At 34.6% G+C, this 20,348-nt stretch carries 19 protein-coding genes; all 19 read left to right on the top strand.

Features of this window, described 5'->3' with window-relative positions:
* Window positions 1-48: 48 nt before the first annotated feature.
* The 19 genes from ylqF (at window position 49) to rseP (ending at window position 20,243) form a co-directional block, all read left to right on the top strand.
* Window positions 49-921 carry a ribosome biogenesis GTPase YlqF gene (gene ylqF / locus BFS35_RS03825; protein ID WP_099577688.1) on the top strand — a complete coding sequence of 291 codons (873 nt, stop codon included), beginning with the start codon at window positions 49-51 and terminating at the stop codon, window positions 919-921.
* The gene (locus tag BFS35_RS03820) at window positions 911-1,678 is read left to right on the top strand and encodes a ribonuclease HII (protein WP_099577690.1); all 768 of its coding nucleotides are present in this window, start codon (window positions 911-913) and stop codon (window positions 1,676-1,678) included. Before ylqF ends, BFS35_RS03820 begins: the two co-directional genes overlap by 11 nt.
* A 152-nt stretch (window positions 1,679-1,830) precedes the next feature.
* Entirely contained in the window at window positions 1,831-3,000 is a 1,170-nt protein-coding gene (gene sucC / locus BFS35_RS03815; protein WP_099577692.1) for an ADP-forming succinate--CoA ligase subunit beta, read from the top strand.
* Window positions 3,001-3,015: 15 nt separating this feature from the next.
* A complete protein-coding gene (gene sucD, locus BFS35_RS03810) occupies window positions 3,016-3,924 on the top strand; it encodes a succinate--CoA ligase subunit alpha (RefSeq protein ID WP_099577694.1) in 909 nt (302 codons plus the stop codon).
* 265 nt (window positions 3,925-4,189) lie between these two features.
* A complete protein-coding gene (dprA, locus tag BFS35_RS03805) occupies window positions 4,190-5,062 on the top strand; it encodes a DNA-processing protein DprA (protein WP_099577696.1) in 873 nt (290 codons plus the stop codon).
* A gap of 167 nt (window positions 5,063-5,229) precedes the next feature.
* On the top strand, window positions 5,230-7,302 hold the full coding sequence (gene topA / locus BFS35_RS03800; protein WP_205757144.1) for a type I DNA topoisomerase: 2,073 nt from the start codon (window positions 5,230-5,232) through the stop codon (window positions 7,300-7,302).
* 155 nt (window positions 7,303-7,457) lie between these two features.
* The gene (trmFO, locus tag BFS35_RS03795) at window positions 7,458-8,759 is read left to right on the top strand and encodes an FADH(2)-oxidizing methylenetetrahydrofolate--tRNA-(uracil(54)-C(5))-methyltransferase TrmFO (RefSeq protein ID WP_099577700.1); all 1,302 of its coding nucleotides are present in this window, start codon (window positions 7,458-7,460) and stop codon (window positions 8,757-8,759) included.
* Between the two features lie 69 nt (window positions 8,760-8,828).
* Window positions 8,829-9,704, top strand: coding sequence for a tyrosine recombinase XerC (gene xerC, locus BFS35_RS03790; RefSeq protein WP_170137293.1), 876 nt, complete (start codon window positions 8,829-8,831; stop codon window positions 9,702-9,704).
* Between the two features lie 9 nt (window positions 9,705-9,713).
* Window positions 9,714-10,259 (top strand): ATP-dependent protease subunit HslV, encoded by a 546-nt coding sequence (gene hslV / locus BFS35_RS03785; protein WP_170137300.1) that lies wholly within the window; start codon window positions 9,714-9,716, stop codon window positions 10,257-10,259.
* A gap of 13 nt (window positions 10,260-10,272) precedes the next feature.
* Window positions 10,273-11,655, top strand: coding sequence for an ATP-dependent protease ATPase subunit HslU (gene hslU / locus BFS35_RS03780; protein ID WP_099577704.1), 1,383 nt, complete (start codon window positions 10,273-10,275; stop codon window positions 11,653-11,655).
* A 66-nt stretch (window positions 11,656-11,721) separates the two neighbouring features.
* Window positions 11,722-12,495, top strand: coding sequence for a GTP-sensing pleiotropic transcriptional regulator CodY (gene codY, locus BFS35_RS03775; RefSeq protein WP_099577705.1), 774 nt, complete (start codon window positions 11,722-11,724; stop codon window positions 12,493-12,495).
* Between the two features lie 195 nt (window positions 12,496-12,690).
* The gene (rpsB, locus tag BFS35_RS03770) at window positions 12,691-13,467 is read left to right on the top strand and encodes a 30S ribosomal protein S2 (protein ID WP_099577707.1); all 777 of its coding nucleotides are present in this window, start codon (window positions 12,691-12,693) and stop codon (window positions 13,465-13,467) included.
* A 133-nt stretch (window positions 13,468-13,600) separates the two neighbouring features.
* Window positions 13,601-14,482, top strand: coding sequence for a translation elongation factor Ts (tsf, locus tag BFS35_RS03765; RefSeq protein WP_099577709.1), 882 nt, complete (start codon window positions 13,601-13,603; stop codon window positions 14,480-14,482).
* 203 nt (window positions 14,483-14,685) lie between these two features.
* Window positions 14,686-15,408 (top strand): UMP kinase, encoded by a 723-nt coding sequence (gene pyrH, locus BFS35_RS03760; RefSeq protein WP_096076714.1) that lies wholly within the window; start codon window positions 14,686-14,688, stop codon window positions 15,406-15,408.
* A 43-nt stretch (window positions 15,409-15,451) separates the two neighbouring features.
* Entirely contained in the window at window positions 15,452-16,009 is a 558-nt protein-coding gene (frr, locus tag BFS35_RS03755) for a ribosome recycling factor (protein ID WP_099577711.1), read from the top strand.
* Window positions 16,010-16,179: 170 nt separating this feature from the next.
* Window positions 16,180-16,914, top strand: a complete 735-nt coding sequence (locus tag BFS35_RS03750) for an isoprenyl transferase (protein WP_407943222.1) — start codon at window positions 16,180-16,182, stop codon at window positions 16,912-16,914.
* Between the two features lie 10 nt (window positions 16,915-16,924).
* Window positions 16,925-17,716, top strand: a complete 792-nt coding sequence (locus BFS35_RS03745; RefSeq protein ID WP_099577715.1) for a phosphatidate cytidylyltransferase — start codon at window positions 16,925-16,927, stop codon at window positions 17,714-17,716.
* A gap of 111 nt (window positions 17,717-17,827) precedes the next feature.
* Window positions 17,828-18,964: a 1-deoxy-D-xylulose-5-phosphate reductoisomerase gene (locus tag BFS35_RS03740; RefSeq protein ID WP_099577716.1), complete on the top strand. Its 1,137-nt coding sequence runs from the start codon at window positions 17,828-17,830 to the stop codon at window positions 18,962-18,964.
* Window position 18,965: 1 nt separating this feature from the next.
* The gene (rseP, locus tag BFS35_RS03735; protein WP_099577718.1) at window positions 18,966-20,243 is read left to right on the top strand and encodes an RIP metalloprotease RseP; all 1,278 of its coding nucleotides are present in this window, start codon (window positions 18,966-18,968) and stop codon (window positions 20,241-20,243) included.
* Window positions 20,244-20,348: the final 105 nt, after the last annotated feature.

Genomic DNA, 20,348 nt, shown 5'->3' with positions numbered 1-20,348 from the left:
AGTTCACGTGTTAAATCATTAAATATATAGTAGGGAGATATAATATAGATGACGATTCAATGGTTTCCAGGTCATATGGCCAAGGCAAGAAGAGAAGTAACTGAACAATTAAAACTGGTAGATGTAGTATTTGAGCTTGTAGATGCACGTATTCCTTATTCATCTCGTAACCCGATGATTGATGAAGTAATAAAAGATAAGCCACGTGTAGTTCTATTGAATAAGATGGATATGGCAGATCTTAATAAGACGCGTCAATGGATGCATTATTTTGAAGATAAGGGTTTCTATCCTGTGCTAATAGATAGTAAGAACGGTAAGAACTTATCGCAAGTGACGAAAGCTGCAGAAATTGTAACGAAAGAAAAATTTGATCGTATGAGAGCGAAAGGTTTAAGACCACGTGCAATACGTGCGATGATAGTAGGTATCCCAAATGTTGGTAAGTCAACGCTGATTAACCGTTTAGCAAAGAAATCAATCGCTAAGACGGGCAATATGCCGGGTGTTACTAAAAAGCAGCAATGGATAAAGGTAGGAACTAGTTTAGAATTACTTGATACGCCAGGTATACTCTGGCCGAAGTTTGAAGATCAGTTTGTCGGTAAAAAGTTAAGTTTAACCGGTGCTATTAAAGATAGTATCGTTCATTTAGATGAGGTCGCGATATATGGGATTGAGTTTTTACAACAACATGATCTCCAAACGCTGAATAAACATTATAATATCAATGTTGAAGCGGATACACCTTATGTTGAAGTATTCGATGCTATCGGAAAGTCTCGTGGAATGAAATTACGTGGTAATGAAATTGATTATGAAAGTGTTGTTGAATTGATCATTCGCGATATACGTAATGAGAAAATTGGTAAATATACGTTTGATTCACTTGATTTATTAGAGGAAAAAGATGAAGAGTAATGACTATAATATCGCCCAGTTAAAATCAATGATACAAACAATGCCTGAAAGTGAACTTGATGCTTTCTTTGAAAATGAGACAAGAGCTGGTGCTATAAAAATTAAAACGCAGCAACACAAAATTTATGAAAAAGAGAAGCAATTAATTAAACAATATGATGAGATGCTTTTATATGAAAATAAATATCCAGGGAAAGTTATAGCCGGTATTGATGAAGTAGGACGTGGACCACTTGCAGGACCTGTTGTAGCATGTGCTGTTATACTCAATGAGAATCATGCATTTTACGGACTAAATGATTCTAAACAAATGTCAAAATTAAATCGTGCTAAAGTAGAAGCAGAATTACTGGAAAATGTGACTTATGCAATCGGCATTGCGACGGTAGAAGAAATTGACGCTATAAATATTTATGAGGCTACTAAAATAGCGATGTTGCGAGCTATTGAGGCATTACCTGTAACACCTGATGTGCTGTTAATTGATGCGATGAAGTTACAAACTGGATTAATAGAAGAGTCTATCATAAAAGGAGATAGTACAAGTATTTCTATTGCAGCAGCAAGTGTTATTGCTAAAGAATACCGTGATCGTTTAATGGCAGAATTAGCTAAAACCTATCCAGGTTATGATTTTGAAAATAACGCAGGATATGGGACGAAGAAGCATCTCGAAGGAATAGCGACTTACGGCATAACACCTATTCACCGAAAAACATTTGAACCGATTAAATCGATCGTAACAAGCAATTTTTGATTTAAACGTTACTTAAAACGTGTTTTTACTCATTTTTGAAAAATTTGAGTGAAAACACGTTTCTTTTTAGGTTTATTCAGTTTACAATAGCGCTTACATTTTCTATAATTGAAACGTAACATAAATAATTGTGCAATCTAGGAGGATGGAAGATGAATATCCATGAGTATCAAGGGAAAGAAATTTTTCGCTCGATGGGTGTAGCAGTACCGAACGGTTCAGTTGCATATACACCTGAAGAAGCAGTTGAAGTAGCAAAAGGTTTAACAGAAGGCGTGTATGTTGTTAAAGCTCAGATTCACGCTGGTGGTCGTGGTAAAGCGGGCGGCGTTAAAATTGCTAAATCATTAGATGAAGTAGAAAGCTATGCTAAAGAATTATTAGGCAAAGTTTTAGTTACGCATCAAACTGGCCCTGAAGGTAAAGAAATTAAACGCCTTTTAATTGAAGAGGGTTGCGACATTCAAAAAGAATACTACCTAGGTTTTGTATTAGACCGTGCAACAGATTCAGTTGTATTAATGGGATCTGAAGAAGGTGGAACTGAAATTGAAGAAGTAGCAGAAGCTACTCCTGAAAAAATCTTCAAAGAAGTTATTGATCCAGTAGTAGGATTAATGCCTTTTCAAGCGCGTCGTTTAGCATTCAACATTAATATTCCTAAAGAATCAGTAAATAAAGCAGTTAAAATTATGATGGGATTATATGATGTATTTATCCAAAAAGATGCATCTATCATTGAAATTAACCCATTAGTTACAACAGGTTCTGGAGACGTGCTAGCTTTAGATGCTAAGATTAACTTCGATGCTAATGCTTTATTCCGTCAAAAAGACGTAGTTGAATTACGTGATTTAGACGAAGAAGATCCAAAAGAAATCGAAGCATCTAAATATGATTTATCATATATTGCTTTAGATGGAAATATTGGATGTATGGTTAACGGTGCGGGTCTTGCGATGGCTACAATGGACACAATTAACCACTTCGGCGGAAATCCGGCGAACTTCCTGGATGTAGGGGGCGGCGCTACGAAAGAGAAAGTTACTGAAGCGTTTAAAATCATTTTAGGTGATGAAAAAGTTGAAGGTATTTTTGTAAATATCTTTGGTGGTATCATGAGATGTGACATTATCGCTGAAGGTGTTGTAGCAGCAGCGAAAGAATTAGAATTAACAATTCCATTAGTTGTACGTCTAGAAGGTACAAACGTTAAAGAAGGTAAGGAAATTCTAAACAATTCTGGATTAGCAATCACTCCAGCAAATACAATGGCTGAAGGTGCACAAAAAATCGTTGAATTAGTAAAAGAAGCTAAATAGGAAGCGGGGATAAACGTGGGAGTATTTATTGATAAAGATACGAAAGTAATCGTACAAGGTATTACAGGATCAACAGCATTATTTCATACAAAACAAATGATCGAATATGGTACAAAAATCGTTGCAGGTGTTACACCTGGTAAAGGCGGCATGGAAGTTGAAGGCGTGCCTGTATTCAATACAGTAGAAGAAGCAGTTAAAGCTACTGGTGCAACAGTTTCAGTAATCTATGTACCAGCACCATTTGCTGCTGATGCGATTGTAGAATGTGTAGATGCAGAATTAGATTTAGCAATCTGTATTACGGAGCATATTCCAGTATTAGATATGGTTAAAGTTAAACGTTATATGCAAGGCAAGAAAACACGTTTAGTCGGACCAAACTGTCCAGGTGTGATTACGGCTGACGAATGTAAGATTGGTATCATGCCAGGATACATTCATAAAAAAGGACATGTTGGTGTTGTAAGTCGTTCTGGAACATTAACTTATGAAGCAGTGCATCAATTAACACAGTTAGGTATCGGTCAGACAACTGCAGTTGGAATTGGTGGAGACCCAGTTAACGGTACAAACTTCATCGACGCTTTAGAAGCATTTAACAATGACCCAGAAACTTTAGCTGTCGTAATGATCGGTGAAATCGGTGGAACAGCGGAAGAAGAAGCAGCTGAATGGGTTAAAGCAAATATGACAAAACCAGTTGTAGGCTTCATTGGTGGTCAAACAGCTCCTCCAGGAAAACGTATGGGACACGCTGGTGCAATTATCTCTGGTGGTAAAGGTACAGCATCAGAAAAGATTAAAGCGATGAATGCTGCAGGTATTAAAACAGCAGCAACACCATCTGATATCGGTTCAACATTAGTAGAACGTATTAAGGAAGAAGATGGGTTATACGAAAAATGTTTAACAGTTAAATAATAAATGTTAGTAAGCTGAGACTCAATTAAGGGTCTTGGCTTTTTTATTTAGAGTAATTCAAGAGAAAATGTGTTGATAATATGTACTAAATCAATTATGGAAAATATAATATTTGAAAATAAGTGATGTTTTTTACATATATTATGAAATAAAAGAGTGAAAAATATTTTAACCTTAAAATTTTTATTAAATCTAAATAATATAATGAATTAATTTAACAATGAGTTAATATCAAACAATTATTGTAGTGTTTGAGGTGATAACAATGAATTATTCACATGAAGAGCAACTCATATTAAAGCTCATCGCATCTGGATTTACAACGCAACAACTTCATAAAATAAAACAGAACTATAATACATTTGATATACCATACAAACGTGTCTTTCCGATATTAAATAATTTACTTAATCGGGATAATAAATTAAATTTAAAAATTCAACGATTCAATTCACTTAGTATTGAGGAAATACACCACGCTTTATCTTCCCGTTTTATTACACCTGTATTTTACAATTCTGACCAATTTCCATTTTTATTAAAACAAATTTATGATTTTCCCTTTGTGATTTTCTGTAAAGGGGACATTTCTATATTATCGCGCAAGTATTTTTTAGCGATTGTCGGTAGTCGCAATAGAACAGATTATACGTCAGAAGTGATAGATCAATTTATGCCGCATATAGTAAAACATAATATTACAATTGTAAGTGGCTTAGCGAAAGGTGCGGATAGTGATGCACATTTAGCTGCAAATTATCATGGCGGCAAAACCATTGGAGTTCTTGGTTTTGGTCATGATTTTTATTATCCTGAAGAGGTGACGTTATTACGACGCAATATGGAATGTCATCATCTTGTGATTAGCGAATATTATCCAACAACACAAATTGCTAAATTTCAATTTCCTGAAAGAAATAGAATTATCAGTGGACTATCTCAAGGCGTTTTAATTACTGAAGCGCAACTGAGAAGCGGTAGTTTAATAACGTGTGACCAGGCAATAGATCAAAATCGAGAAGTTTACTGCTTGCCTGGCAAGATAACTTCAAAACATTCTCAAGGCTGTAATCAAAAGATTGCTGAAGGCGCTAAAATAATTGTTCAAGTAGAAGATATTTTAGAGGATTTTATATAGATGAGTTTCTTCTATTATAATTATAATTTTTTAGAAATTTTATCATCAATGCTATTGTTTATATTTTTATTTTAGTATGAATTTAGAAATAAAATTTGACAAGATAGAAATGAAACGTATATTATTTATCATTGAAAAGCAAAACAGTTTTAAAACAAAAGGGGGATATCAAAATGGCAGAGAATCTCGTCATTGTAGAATCGCCTGCAAAAGCAAAAACCATTGAGAAATATTTAGGAAAAAAATTTAAAGTTGTTGCATCGATGGGACATGTTAGGGATTTACCTAGAAGTCAAATGGGTGTGGATACTGAAAACAATTTTGAACCAAGATATATCACGATACGCGGTAAGGGTCCTGTTGTACAGGATTTGAAAAAACATGCGAAAAAAGCGAAGAACGTTTATCTCGCAAGTGACCCGGACCGCGAAGGGGAAGCGATTGCCTGGCATTTAGCACATATTTTAGATATAGATCAATCAGCAAAATCTCGCGTTGTATTTAATGAGATAACAAAAGATGCTGTTAAAGAAAGCTTTAAAAATCCACGTGAGATTAAGCATGAATTAGTTGATGCCCAACAAGCGCGACGTGTATTAGACCGTCTTGTTGGTTATAATATCTCGCCTGTATTATGGAAAAAAGTTAAGAAAGGTCTATCTGCTGGTCGCGTTCAATCTGTTGCATTAAAACTCATCATCGATCGTGAGGAAGAGATTAATGCATTTAAACCTGAGGAATACTGGACAATTGATGGATTATTTTCATTTAAAAATAAAGAATTTAAAGCAAAGTTTTTGCATGAATCAAACAAACCGAAAAAATTAACGAATGATAAAGATGTTAAAGCGATTGTTAGTCAGCTAAAGACGGATATGTTTGAGGTAATGGATGTTACTAAGAAAGAAAAACTGAGAAATCCTGCTTTGCCTTTTACAACGAGTTCTTTACAACAGGAAGCTGCACGTAAACTCAACTTTAAAGCGCGTAAAACGATGATGTTGGCGCAACAATTATACGAAGGTATAGATCTTAAGAAGCAAGGAACTGTTGGTTTAATAACGTATATGCGTACCGATTCAACACGTATCTCTGATACAGCAAAAACTGAAGCTGCAAGCTATATTGAAGAAAAATTTGGTAAAGAATATTTATCAAAACGTAAAGCGAGCGCTAAAGGTGGTGCTCAAGATGCTCACGAAGCAGTACGTCCAACTTCAGCACTTCGAACACCGACTGAAATGAAAGCATATTTATCTCGTGACCAGCTTCGACTATATAAATTAATCTGGGAACGTTTTATGGCGTCTCAAATGGCACCTGCTGTTATTGATACTGTAAGTGTCGATCTTGTTCAGGATAATATTAAATTCCGTGCGAATGGTCAGACGATTAAATTTAAAGGGTTTATGAGTGTATACGTTGAAGGTAATGATGAAGATAAAGAGGAAGGCGAAAACAGATTACCCGAACTGAATGTCGGCGATAAAGTAAAAGCAGTAAATATTGAAGAAAATCAACATTTTACTCAGCCACCGCCACGGTATACTGAAGCACGTCTTGTTAAAACTTTAGAAGAAAAAGGAATCGGTCGACCATCTACATATGCACCGACGATTGATACGATTCAAAAACGTAACTATGTTAAAGTTGATCAGAAAAAATTCTATCCGACAGAACTCGGACAAATCGTTCATGAATCTGTAAAAGAATATTTTCCAGAGATTATTGATATTGATTTTACAGTAAACATGGAAACGCTTCTTGATAGAGTTGCGAACGGAGAAATAGAATGGAAAAAGGTTATTTCAACATTCTATGGTGACTTTAAAACACATGTTGATCGTGCAGAACAAGAAATGGAAAAAATTGAAATTAAAGATGAACCAGCGGGTGAAGATTGCGAAAAATGTGGTTCCCCTATGGTTTATAAAATGGGTAGATACGGAAAATTTATGGCATGTTCAAACTTTCCTGATTGTCGTAACACGAAAGCGATTGTCAAAACAATCGGCGTACCATGTCCTAAATGTAACGATGGTGAAGTCGTTGAACGTAAATCGAAGAAGAATAGAATCTTTTATGGTTGCAGTAACTTCCCTGAATGTGATTATTTATCATGGGATAAACCAATCGCACGTAAATGTCCAAAATGTGAGACTCAACTTGTAGAACGTAAAAAAGGCAAACAAACGCAAGTCGTATGTACAAATTGTGATTACGACGAGAAAGCACAATAAAAAAATGTGCACATCAAATATACAGATGTGCACATTTTTTTGTCTTTGTAAATTTTCTATTAAGAATTAGACAAATTTATAATAAATTCAGATAAATCTCTTTTTAAAAATGTGAAAATATATTACAATCGGGTAGGACTTAGAGGAGGAATAAAATGAAGACAGTAAATATCATTGGTGCAGGTTTAGCAGGTTCTGAAGCTGCATATCAATTAGCAAAACGAGACGTGAAAGTTAAATTATATGAAATGCGCCCAGTCAAACAGACTCCGGCACATCATACAGATAAATTTGCAGAGTTAGTATGTTCTAATTCATTACGAGGCAATGCACTTACAAATGCAGTGGGTGTATTAAAAGAAGAAATGAGACGATTGGATTCATTAGTTATTAAAGCTGCTGATAATGCTTCAGTTCCAGCAGGAGGTGCATTAGCTGTTGATCGACATGAATTCAGTGGATATATTACGGACACTTTAAAAAATCATCCGAATATTGAAGTGATCAATGAAGAAATAACAAGTGTACCTGACGGTCCAACAATTATTGCAACCGGTCCTTTAACGACAGAAAGTTTGAGTAAAGATATCCAACGCTTAACTGGACAAGAACATCTTTATTTTTATGATGCGGCTGCTCCTATCATTGAAAAGGATTCAATTAATATGGAAAAAGTTTATTTAAAGTCACGTTACGACAAAGGTGAAGCTGCTTATTTAAATTGTCCGATGACAGAAGAAGAATTTAATCGATTCTATGATGCATTACTTGAAGCAGAAGTTGTTCCATTAAAAGAATTTGAAAAAGAAATTTATTTCGAAGGTTGTATGCCTTTTGAAGAGATGGCTAAACGCGGTCGAAAAACTTTATTATTCGGACCAATGAAACCTGTTGGGTTAGAAGATCCTAAAACGGGAAAACGACCATATGCAGTTGTTCAATTACGTCAGGATGATGCTGCCGGAACTTTGTATAATATAGTAGGTTTCCAGACACATCTTAAATGGGGTGCACAAAAAGAAATATTAAAGTTAATTCCAGGTTTAGAAAATGTGGAAGTAGTCAGATATGGTGTTATGCATCGTAACACATTTATTAATTCACCGACTAACTTACAGCAGACATATCAATTCAAAGGAAACGATGATTTATTTTTAGCTGGCCAGATGACTGGTGTTGAAGGATACGTGGAATCAGCAGCGAGTGGATTAGTTGCAGGTATAAATATGGCTAAGCATATTAGTGGTGCAGCGCCTGTTTTATTTCCTGAAAAAACAGTAATCGGTTCAATGGCATATTACATTACGCATACGAACAGTAAAAACTTTCAGCCGATGAATGCCAACTTTGGACTGCTACCTAATTTAGATACACGTATTAAGGATAAAAAAGAGCGTTATGAAGCACTTGCTGATCGTGCGTTAACTACTTTAGAACATTTTAAAGTAACACTTTAATTTATTAATAGAAATCATTTCAAAATAAAAATGAATTGTGTTACAATTCAGATAAATAGGGGTGAAAGTATGATAAACACTGAAGTTAAAGCATTTCTTAAATATTTAGAACAAGAACGCAACTTTTCAGAGCATACGATTGCTGCCTATGAAAATGATTTACAGAATTTTTTAATCTTTTTACAAAAAGAATGTTTAACGCTATCAATTTTTGAGTATCGAGATGCGAGAAATTATTTAGTCCACATGTATAACAGTGGACTTAAAAGAACGACTGTTTCCAGACATATCTCATCATTAAGGTCATTTTATAAATATTTATATCAGGATTCAGAAAAAGTTAATCCTTTCAATCAGCTCGTTCATCCAAAACAAGAAAAATATTTACCTAAATTTTTTTATGAAGAAGAGATGGCGCAATTATTTGAAGCGATCGATACATCGAAACCTTTATATACGCGTGATAAAGTAATTTTGGAATTACTTTATGCAACCGGTATACGGGCTGCAGAATTAACGAATCTTAAACTTACGGATCTAGATCAGCAAATGATGATGCTAAAAGTTCGTGGAAAAGGGAACAAAGAAAGAATAGTGCCATATGGTGCATTTGCACAAAGTGCTATTGAAGATTATCTTGCATTGAGAGAAACCCGAAAAATTGATCATGATTATTTATTGATAAATAACAGAAATGCCCCACTAACTGAAAGGGGCGTTCGTTATGTCTTAGACCAAATCGTAAAGAGAGCATCTGGACCGAATGAAATACATCCACATAAATTGAGACATACATTTGCCACTCATTTATTAAATAACGGTGCAGATTTACGAACGGTGCAGGATTTACTCGGTCATGTTAACTTATCTACAACTGGTAAGTATACACATGTCACAAAAGAACATCTTAGAAAATCTTATTTAAATGCACATCCTAGAGCTTAAGGAGCTGATATTTTGAATAACCAATTACATGCTACAACGATATTTGCAATTCGTCATAATGGTCAATGTGCCATGAGTGGTGATGGACAAGTCACACTAGGTCAGCAAGTTATCATGAAACAAACTGCACGCAAAGTGAGAAGGCTATTTAATGATGAAGTTGTTGCCGGTTTTGCAGGTAGTGTAGCAGATGCATTTACATTGTTTGAAAAGTTTGAAATGAAATTACATGAATATAATGGCAATTTATCACGTGCAGCAGTGGAACTTGCTAAAGAATGGCGTGGCGATAAAATGTTACGTCAACTGGAAGCAATGTTAATCGTGATGAATAAAAATGAGTTACTTGTTGTTAGTGGAACGGGTGAAGTGATACAACCAGATGACGATATTATCGCAATCGGTTCTGGCGGTAATTATGCACTTAGCGCTGGACGCGCATTGAAAAAACATGCCAGTCATTTAAGTGCAAAAGAAATTGCACTGGCTTCTCTTGAAACTGCTGCTGATATTTGTGTGTTTACAAACCATAATATTATCGTTGAAGAATTATAGTGGAGGGTTAAACTTGGATAAAAATAATTTAACACCGAAAGCAATTGTTGCAAGTCTTGATGAACATATTATAGGACAAGCAGATGCTAAAAGAAAAGTTGCGATCAGTTTACGCAATCGATATCGTCGAATGGCTTTAGATGAAACCATGCAAAAAGAAATCATACCGAAAAATATCCTTATGATTGGTCCTACTGGAGTGGGTAAAACTGAAATTGCACGTCGCATGGCGACACTAGTAGGTGCGCCGTTTGTCAAAGTAGAAGCAACAAAGTATACAGAAGTTGGGTATGTAGGTCGTGATGTTGAAAGTATGATTCGTGACTTAACTGAAAACGGTGTACGATTAATTAAAAACAGAATGAAAAATGAAGTACGCACTGAAGCGGAAAAGAATGCAACAGAACGTCTTATAAAATTATTAGCACCAGCAATGAAGAAAAAAGAAAAGCAATCTTCAAATCCTTTTGAAATGTTGTTTAATCAAACGATGCAACAGGAAGAAGAAGTTGAAGATGTACCTGATGAAAGTGTAAAACTTAAACGAAAAGATATTAGAGAAAGACTTTTGGCAGGTCAATTAGAAGATGAGACCGTAAAGATTAAAGTAGAACAGGAAATGAAGGGTTTGGGTATGTTTGGAATGAACGGCATGCAGGACAACATGCAGGATATGTTCAGTCAGATGATGCCAAAGAAAAAAGTAGAACGTACATTACCTGTATCACGTGCCCGTGAAATTCTTATCGATGAAGAAGCAACGAAATTGATTGACGAAGAGTCTGTACAGGATGAAGCGATTCAACTCGTAGAAACGATGGGAATTGTCTTTATAGATGAAATCGATAAAATTGCTGGTAGTAATCAAGGCGCAGATGTTTCCCGTCAAGGTGTGCAACGTGACATTTTACCGATCGTAGAAGGTAGTGTTGTTCAGACGAAATATGGTGCGGTTAACACTGAACATATTTTATTTATTGGTGCAGGCGCATTCCATGTTTCTAAGCCAAGTGACTTAATTCCTGAACTTCAAGGTCGTTTTCCGATTCGTGTAGAATTAGAAAAGCTTTCTGTAGAGGACTTTATTAAAATATTAAAAGAACCGAAAACATCACTTTTAAAACAATATGAAAGTTTAATGCAAACAGAACATGTAACAATCAACTTTACAGATGAAGCAATAGAAAAGCTTGCTCAAATTGCATATGATGTCAATCAGGAAACGGATAATATCGGAGCGCGTCGTTTGCATACGATATTAGAAAAAATGCTTGAAGATTTATCATATGAAGCGCCTGATATGCCGCATGCAACGGTTGAGATCACTGCGCAATATGTTGAGTCTAAGCTTGGAACAATCGCTAAAAATAAAGATTTAAGTGAATTTATTTTATAAGAATTCTTAATTAAAAAGATTAAATCATTAATCTAAATATAAAATATATTTTAAAGGAGAATCATTATGTCATTATTAAAAAGAACGCGTGAAATCAATCAGTTACTACAAGAACATAAAGGTTTAGCAGTTGATTTTAAAGAGATGGCCGATCAATTAGGTTCGACGATGCAGTCCAATGTATTCATCTTATCTCGTCGCGGTAAATTATTAGGATTTGGTGTTAATGAACTTTTAAAAAATGAACGTATCATTAAAATGCTTGAAGAACGCCAATTTCCAAAAGAATACGTTGATTTATTACTAGAAGTTGATGCTACAAAAAGCAATATTACATTAGATAATAAATTAACGGTTTTCCCACCTGAAAATGAGGAGCTATTTAAAAATTCAAATACAGTCGTTATACCTATTAAGGGTGGCGGTACACGTTTAGGTACTTTAGTGCTTGGCCGAGTAGACAAAGATTATGATGAAAATGATCTTGTATTAGGAGAATATGCTGCAACAGTGGTTGGTATGGAAATTTTAAGAGAAAAGCATGCGGACATTGAAAAAATTGCCCGCGATAAAGCAGCGATCAATATGGCAATCAGCTCACTTTCATATTCAGAAAAAGAAGCAATTGAACATATCTTTGAAGAACTTGGTGCTAACGAAGGATTACTTGTAGCTTCTAAAGTAGCTGATCGTGTGGGTATCACACGTTCAGTGATTGTTAACGCATTAAGAAAATTAGAATCTGCGGGTGTTATTGAATCTCGTTCATTAGGAATGAAAGGTACATTTATTAAAATTAAGAAAGAAAAGTTCTTAGAAGAATTAGCAAATGCGCATTAAAATAAAAAAGGTACACGTTTCATCACTATTTTACATTTAAAGTATTGATGAACGTGTTTTTTTATGATATATTTACATATGGCTTGAAAAAAGCCAAATTCACACACTATAGATGAATATTTTGGATGGTGCAACGTACGTTGTTTCCAAAGTTGCCTGTAGTGGAGGAATAAAACCAATTAGGAGGAAATTAAAATGGCAGTAATCTCAATGAAACAATTGTTAGAAGCTGGTGTACACTTTGGTCACCAAACACGTCGCTGGAACCCAAAAATGAAGAAATATATCTTCACAGAAAGAAACGGAATCTACATTATCGACTTACAAAAAACAGTTAAAAAAGTTGAAGAAGCATACAACTTTATGAAATCTGTATCTGAAGAAGGCGGTACTGTATTATTCGTAGGTACTAAAAAGCAAGCACAAGATGCAATTAAAGACGAAGCAATTCGTTCAGGTCAATTCTTTATCAACGAACGTTGGTTAGGTGGAACTTTAACGAACTACAAAACAATCAACAAACGTGTTAAACGTATTTCTGAAATTGAAAAAATGGAAGAAAACGGTACTTTCGACGTACTTCCTAAAAAAGAAGTTGTTGAACTTAAAAAAGAATATGATCGTTTAATCAAATTCTTAGGCGGAATTCGTGAAATGAAATCAATGCCTGCAGCATTATTCGTAGTTGACCCTCGTAAAGAGCGTAATGCGATTGCTGAAGCTAAAAAATTACACATTCCTATCGTTGGTATCGTTGATACAAACTGTGATCCAGACGAAATCGATTATGTTATCCCAGCAAATGATGACGCAATCCGTGCCGTTAAATTATTAACTGGTAAAATGGCAGATGCTATCTTAGAAGGACGTCAAGGCGTTTCTAATGAAGAAGTAGCTGCTGAACAAAATATCGATTTAACTGAAACTGCTGAAGAGCCTGCTGCAGAAGCAACAGAAACTACAGAAGCATAAGTTTTAAAATGAAGGTGATAAGTGTATAACATTTATCACTTTTTTTAAGAATTAACACTTTACTTTAGCGTTTTTCGCTTGAGTTTAGTATTATTATATTGTAAAAACACAAATTCTTTGGAGGTATTATATAATGGCTATTACAGCACAATTAGTTAAACAATTACGTGAAAGAACAGGCGCAGGTATGATGGACTGCAAAAAAGCATTAACTGAAACAAACGGAGATATCGACGCAGCTGTTGATTACTTACGTGAAAAAGGTATTGCTAAAGCAGCTAAGAAAGCTGACCGTATCGCAGCAGAAGGTACTACTTATGTAGCTTCTAAAGGAAACGATGCAGTATTATTAGAATTAAACTCTGAGACTGACTTCGTTGCACGTAATGAAGGCTTCCAAGCTTTAGTTAAAGAAATCGCTGATCATATTTTAGCAACAAAACCTGCAGATTTAGATGCTTTAATGGCTTCTGAAATCGAAGCTGGTAAAACAGTTGAAGTTAAAATGAATGAAGCTATTTCTACAATCGGTGAAAAATTAACTTTACGTCGTTTCGTATTAGTATCTAAAACAGATGCAGATACATTCGGTGAATACTTACACATGGGTGGACGTATCGGTGTATTAGCTTTAGTTGAAAACTCAACTGACGCTGAAGCTGCTAAAGACGTTGCGATGCATATTGCTGCTTTAAACCCTAAATTCGTATCTCGTGAACAAGTTTCTGCTGAAGAATTAGAACACGAAAAGAACGTATTAAAACAACAAGCTTTAAATGAAGGTAAACCTGAAAATATCGTAGAAAAAATGGTTGAAGGTCGTCTACGTAAATATTTAGAAGAAATTTGTGCAGTTGACCAACCATTCGTTAAGAATCCAGATCAAACAGTTGCTGAATTCTTAAAATCTAAAGGTGGCACTTTAAAATCATTCGTACGTTATGAAGTTGGAGAAGGTATCGAGAAGCGTCAAGATAACTTTGCTGATGAAGTAATGGGACAAATGGGTAAATAATATGAATTAAAGACACTTCGGTGTCTTTTTTTATACATATTGAATAAATGTAAGGTTTATTCTGATTTTCTTTTCATTCATATTTAATTATTGGTATAATACTTATAGTTTTGTGTATAATAGAATTTAAATTAATGCAGTTTTTTGAGTTAATAAAGTATGAAAATGAGCATTAATATCATTGAGAGGGCGGAGTTAATAAAATGAAAGAATTATCTAAATACAAACGTGTCGTATTAAAATTAAGTGGGGAAGCACTTGCTGGAGAAACTGGTTTTGGTATCAATCCTTTCGTTATAAAAAGTATTGCTGAGCAAGTAGCAGAAGTTGCTAAAATGGATTGTGAAGTTGCAGTTATCGTTGGCGGAGGTAACATCTGGCGCGGTAAAACAGGTAGTGACTTAGGTATGGACAGAGGTACAGCTGACTACATGGGTATGCTTGCAACTGTAATGAATTCTTTAGCCCTGCAGGATTCATTAGAACAATTAGACTGTGATACTCGCGTGTTAACATCAATCGAAATGAAACAAGTTGCTGAGCCGTATATTAGACGTCGTGCGATTCGTCATTTAGAAAAAGGCCGTGTTGTAATATTTGCAGCAGGTATTGGTAATCCTTACTTCTCAACAGATACAACAGCAGCGTTACGTGCAGCTGAAATGGAAGCTGATGTCATTCTTATGGGTAAAAATAATGTAGATGGTGTATATTCTGCAGATCCTAAAGTAGACCCTAATGCTGTTAAATATGAAAAGTTAACATATATCCAAATGTTGCAGGAAGGATTACAAGTAATGGATTCAACTGCAAGCTCATTCTGTATGGATAATGATATTCCTTTAGTTGTATTCTCTATTATGGAAGACGGTAATATTAAACGTGCAATTATGGGAGAAGAAATTGGTACGACGATTACGAAATAATTTGGTATAATTAAATTATCAATGATATAAAAGGAGATTCAAAATGACGACTGAAATAATCAATGACTTAAAGTCTAAAATGGAAAAAAGTATTGAAAGCCTAGTTCGTGAATTTGCTGGTATTCGTGCAGGTCACGCAAATGCAAATTTATTAGAACGCGTATCTGTAAATTATTATGGTGCTGATACACCAGTTCAACAATTAGCTGGTATTTCTGTACCTGAACCAAGAATGTTACTTGTAACGCCATATGATAAAACTTCAATCGATGATATTTTAAAAGCAATTAATATGGCAAATTTAGGTGTTAATCCTACTTCAGATGGAAACGTAATCCGTATTACAGTACCTGCATTAACTGAAGAACGCCGTAAAGAATTAGTTAAAGAAGCGAAAAAAGAAGCTGAAAATGCTAAAGTTGCAGTCCGAAATATTCGTCGTGATGCAAATGATGCTTTAAAGAAAGCTGAAAAGAACGGTGAATTAACAGAAGATGATTTAAAATCATTTACTGATGATGTGCAAACTGAAACAGATAATCACATTAAAAAGATTGATGCTTTAACTGCTGAAAAAGAAAGCAGTATTTTAGAAGTTTAATCTTTTATAATTGGGCTGAGATAATTGTAACTTTATCTCAGTCTTTTTTTGTCCTTTTTTCTGTATATCCATGTCACTCTGGTATATTTATGATAGAATATATTAATAATGTTTTGAATTTGGAGGACATCATGATTCCTTTCTTTAAAAGAAATAATAAAAAAAGAAATATAGATGAGAATAATAAACAAACACAAGTATCTGCAGAAGCCGTTCCAAGGCATATTGCAATTATTATGGATGGTAACGGAAGATGGGCAAAACAGCGCAATATGCCACGAATTAAAGGGCATTATGAAGGGATGCAGACTGTTAAAGCAATAACGAGACACGCAAGTGATATAGGTGTTAATTATTTAACACTATATGCTTTTTCTACTGAAAACTGGTCACGACCTAAAGATGAAGTAAATTATCTAATGAAATTACCAGGTGATTTTCTTTCAACATTTTTACCGGAACTGATTGAGAAAAATGTAAAAGTAGAAACAATCGGCTTTATCGATCAGCTTCCTGAACATACGCGTAAAGCAGTACTTGAAGCAAAAGAAAAAACGAAAAATAATAGTGGTTTAACATTAGTCTTTGCTTTAAACTACGGTGGACGTAAAGAAATTGTATCTGCAGTACAGTTAATTGCTGAACGATATAAAGATAACCAGATTGATTTAAGTGAAATTAATGAAGAAACTTTTGCAGATTATTTATTTACAAAAGATATACCTGATCCTGAGTTATTGATTAGAACATCTGGAGAAGAACGATTAAGTAACTTTTTAATCTGGCAATCCTCATATAGTGAATTTGTATTTGAAGACACTTTATGGCCTGATTTCGATGCAGAAGCACTGGATCGTTGTATAGAAGAATACCATAGCCGACATAGACGTTTCGGTGGATTATAAGGAGTAAATAATGAAAACGAGAACAATAACAGCAATCATTGCTATGGCAATTTTCTTACCTGTTGTTATATATGGCCAGTTACCATTACTGATAATGGCATATTTATTAGCAATTGTTGCATTAAAAGAAGTATTAAATATGAAAAATATTAAGCTCTATTCATTGCCTGGTATATTTAGTGTAGTAGCTTTATGTTTAATTATGTCTCCGCAAAAAAGTGATCTTGTTTCCTTAGATTACCAAGTACCATTCTTGACAATAATGAGTTTAATTATGCTGAGCTATACCGTGATGTCTAAAAACCGTTTTAACTTTGTTGATGCTGCTTTTTGTATGCTGGCAGTTGCCTATATCGGTATTGGCTTTATGTATTTTTATGAAACACGCGCAGCAGAGAATGGATTAGTCTTTATATTATATGCATTATTAGTTGTCTGGGTCACAGATACTGGCGCATATATTTTTGGAAGATTATTTGGTAAATATAAATTATGGCCGGAGATTAGTCCAAACAAAACAATTGAAGGTTTTGTCGGCGGTATTGCATGTAGTACGATCATTGCAATAATCTTCAGCTTAAACTACGATATGCCACTTTCTATCATGCCATTAATACTCGTAACTTGGTTATTCAGTATGTTCGGCCAGTTAGGTGATTTAGTGGAATCTGCATTAAAGCGACATTTTGATGTGAAAGACTCTGGAAACTTATTACCTGGACATGGTGGAATATTAGACCGATTTGATTCATTTATCTTTGTATTACCATTGATGAATATATTTCTTATTAATTTTCAGTAACAAACACGTAGATATAAATGCTACGTGTTTTTCTTTTTTTAAGTCCAAAGTAGGTGTTCAATTTATTTTATGATAGAATTAAACTAATATATTTTAGAATAAGGTGAAGTCATGAAACATATAGGAATATTAGGAGCAAGTGGCTCTGTTGGAATGCAAGGATTAGACATCATTCGTGAGCATTCGGATAGCTTTAAACTCGTAAGTTTTGCAGTTGGTAAATCAGTAGAAGTTGCACAGAACATTATCGATGAATTTGAACCGGATATTTGCTGTATTCAAAACGAATCTGATTTAAATAAACTTAATTTAAAAGGAAAACAGACTGAAGTTGTATTTGGAGATGAAGGTTTATTAAAGGTTGCAGGTTATGAAAAAAATGATATATTACTCAATTCTATTTTAGGTAGTGTAGGGTTAAAGCCTACATTACACGCCATTGATAACGGCATTGATATTGCCCTCGCTAACAAAGAAACGCTTGTTGTTGCTGGAGAGATTGTTATGCAGCGTGCTAGAGAAAAAGGCGTAAACATATTACCTGTAGATTCTGAGCATTCAGCAATATTTCAATGTCTAAACGGTGAAAATCATAAAAATATTGAAAAACTGATCATAACCGCAAGTGGTGGTTCTTTTAGAGATAAGACGCGTGAACAGTTAAAAGATGTGACGCTTGAAGATGCATTAAATCATCCCAACTGGTCAATGGGTAAGAAAATAACGATAGATAGTGCGACGATGATGAATAAGGGCTTAGAGGTTATCGAAGCAAAATGGTTATTTGACCTGCCAATCGACAAGATTGAAACAATATTACATAAGCAAAGTATTATACATTCTATGGTTGAATTTAACGATACAAGTGTTATTGCGCAACTAGGGACACCAGATATGCGTATGCCGATTCTGTATGCATTCAGCTATCCAGATCGCAAACCGCGTAATGCCGAACGACTAGATTTAGCACAAGTTGGCACGCTTGATTTCAAAAAAATGGATTTAGAACGCTATAAATGTCTGGCACTTGCATATCGTGCAATCGAAGTAGGTGGGACTTTACCTGTTGTGATGAATGCAGTAAATGAAGTAGCAGTTCAACTGTTCCTGGATGGAAAAATATCATTTTTAGATATAGAAACAATCATTGAGCGTGAAATGGATGCACATATCGTGACAGAAAATCCAGATTTAGATACAATTTTAGCAGTAGACGCAGACTATAAAACAAGGAATTACGAGGTGTAATATGGGGATTATTGCTTTTATTATAATATTTGGTTTGCTCGTAACCGTGCATGAATATGGACATCTACTCTTTGCAAAGAGAGCAGGGATCATGTGTCCAGAATTTGCAATTGGTATGGGACCAAAAATATTTTCTTACAAAAAAGATGAAACGTTATATACGATTAGACTTTTGCCAGTAGGTGGGTATGTCATGATGGCAGGAAGCGGAATGGAACAAAATCCGTTAACAGAAGGCATGACAGTTAACATTAAACGTAATGAAGCTGGAGAAGTAACTCATATTTTATTAGATGATCAGCACCAGTTTCAACAGATTGAACAGCTTGAAGTAACTGACTCCGATTTTGAAGATCGATTATTTATTGAAGGTATCAATCAATACACAAATGAACAAGTGAGATATAATGTGGCACATGAAGCGTACTTTGTACGTGAAGGAGATTTAATTCAGATTGCGCCTCTAGAACGCCAATTTAAGAATAAGAAACCTTGGCCAAAATTCCTGGCACTTTTTGCAGGACCATTGTTTAACTTTATTTTAGCTTTTGTGTTGTTTTTAGCACTTGCGTTTATGGTAGGGGCACCGACAACAACGATTAGTGGTGTTGCTAAAGATAGTCCAGCACAAGAAGTGGGGCTTAAAAAAGGTGATACGATAAAGCAGTTAAATGGTGAAAAAGTAACAAGTTTCAATCAAATAAGAAACTATCTTGATCAAAATGGTGGAAAAACCATTAAGTTAATCGTTGATCGTGATGGTCAGGAAAAGACATTTAACTTAAAACCGAAACTGATGAAACAGGAAGTAAGTAAAGGGAAAAGTTTAGACCGTTATATTATTGGATTTGGCCCAGAATTTGGTGGTAGTTTCTTAGATAAGTTACAATACGGTATCACGATGACGATTGATGGTGCTACAAAGATTTTCACCCTACTTGGAATAATGTTTGCCTCTATTTTCAATGGTACATTCTCATTTGATATGCTGAATGGTCCTGTCGGTATATATAAGAATACTGAAAAAGTTGCCAGTATGGGTCTTGAAACGTTGATTGGTTATACTGCAATGCTTTCAGTCAACTTAGGGATTATGAATTTATTACCAATACCAGCGCTTGATGGTGGTAGAATTTTATTTGTGATTTATGAAGCGATTTTTAGAAAACCCGTCAATAAAAAAGCAGAAATGTATATTGTCGCAGCTGGTGCGATATTCGTATTCTTTGTCATGATCATGGTAACATGGAATGACATTTCAAGATATTTCTTAAAATAATGATGATCCGACTTCGGTCGGATTTTTTTATTATTATTTAGTACAGTTAAATTTATTAAACAACAGTATTTATATTATGTTAACTTATATTTTTGTTTAACAATT

The organism is Macrococcoides goetzii (assembly GCF_002742385.2).
Classification (GTDB): Bacteria; Bacillota; Bacilli; order Staphylococcales; family Staphylococcaceae; genus Macrococcoides; species Macrococcoides goetzii.
Note: the sequence above shows the minus strand (reverse complement) of the source record. Positions and strands in the feature narration are given on the sequence as shown.

Coding starts and splice junctions, on each gene's coding strand:
- ylqF (WP_099577688.1), top strand. CDS start 49: ATGACGATTCAATGGTTTCCAGGTCATATGGCCAAGGCAAGAAGAGAA.
- BFS35_RS03820 (WP_099577690.1), top strand. CDS start 911: ATGAAGAGTAATGACTATAATATCGCCCAGTTAAAATCAATGATACAA.
- sucC (WP_099577692.1), top strand. CDS start 1,831: ATGAATATCCATGAGTATCAAGGGAAAGAAATTTTTCGCTCGATGGGT.
- dprA (WP_099577696.1), top strand. CDS start 4,190: ATGAATTATTCACATGAAGAGCAACTCATATTAAAGCTCATCGCATCT.
- trmFO (WP_099577700.1), top strand. CDS start 7,458: ATGAAGACAGTAAATATCATTGGTGCAGGTTTAGCAGGTTCTGAAGCT.
- xerC (WP_170137293.1), top strand. CDS start 8,829: ATGATAAACACTGAAGTTAAAGCATTTCTTAAATATTTAGAACAAGAA.
- codY (WP_099577705.1), top strand. CDS start 11,722: ATGTCATTATTAAAAAGAACGCGTGAAATCAATCAGTTACTACAAGAA.
- rpsB (WP_099577707.1), top strand. CDS start 12,691: ATGGCAGTAATCTCAATGAAACAATTGTTAGAAGCTGGTGTACACTTT.
- tsf (WP_099577709.1), top strand. CDS start 13,601: ATGGCTATTACAGCACAATTAGTTAAACAATTACGTGAAAGAACAGGC.
- pyrH (WP_096076714.1), top strand. CDS start 14,686: ATGAAAGAATTATCTAAATACAAACGTGTCGTATTAAAATTAAGTGGG.
- frr (WP_099577711.1), top strand. CDS start 15,452: ATGACGACTGAAATAATCAATGACTTAAAGTCTAAAATGGAAAAAAGT.
- BFS35_RS03745 (WP_099577715.1), top strand. CDS start 16,925: ATGAAAACGAGAACAATAACAGCAATCATTGCTATGGCAATTTTCTTA.
- BFS35_RS03740 (WP_099577716.1), top strand. CDS start 17,828: ATGAAACATATAGGAATATTAGGAGCAAGTGGCTCTGTTGGAATGCAA.
- rseP (WP_099577718.1), top strand. CDS start 18,966: ATGGGGATTATTGCTTTTATTATAATATTTGGTTTGCTCGTAACCGTG.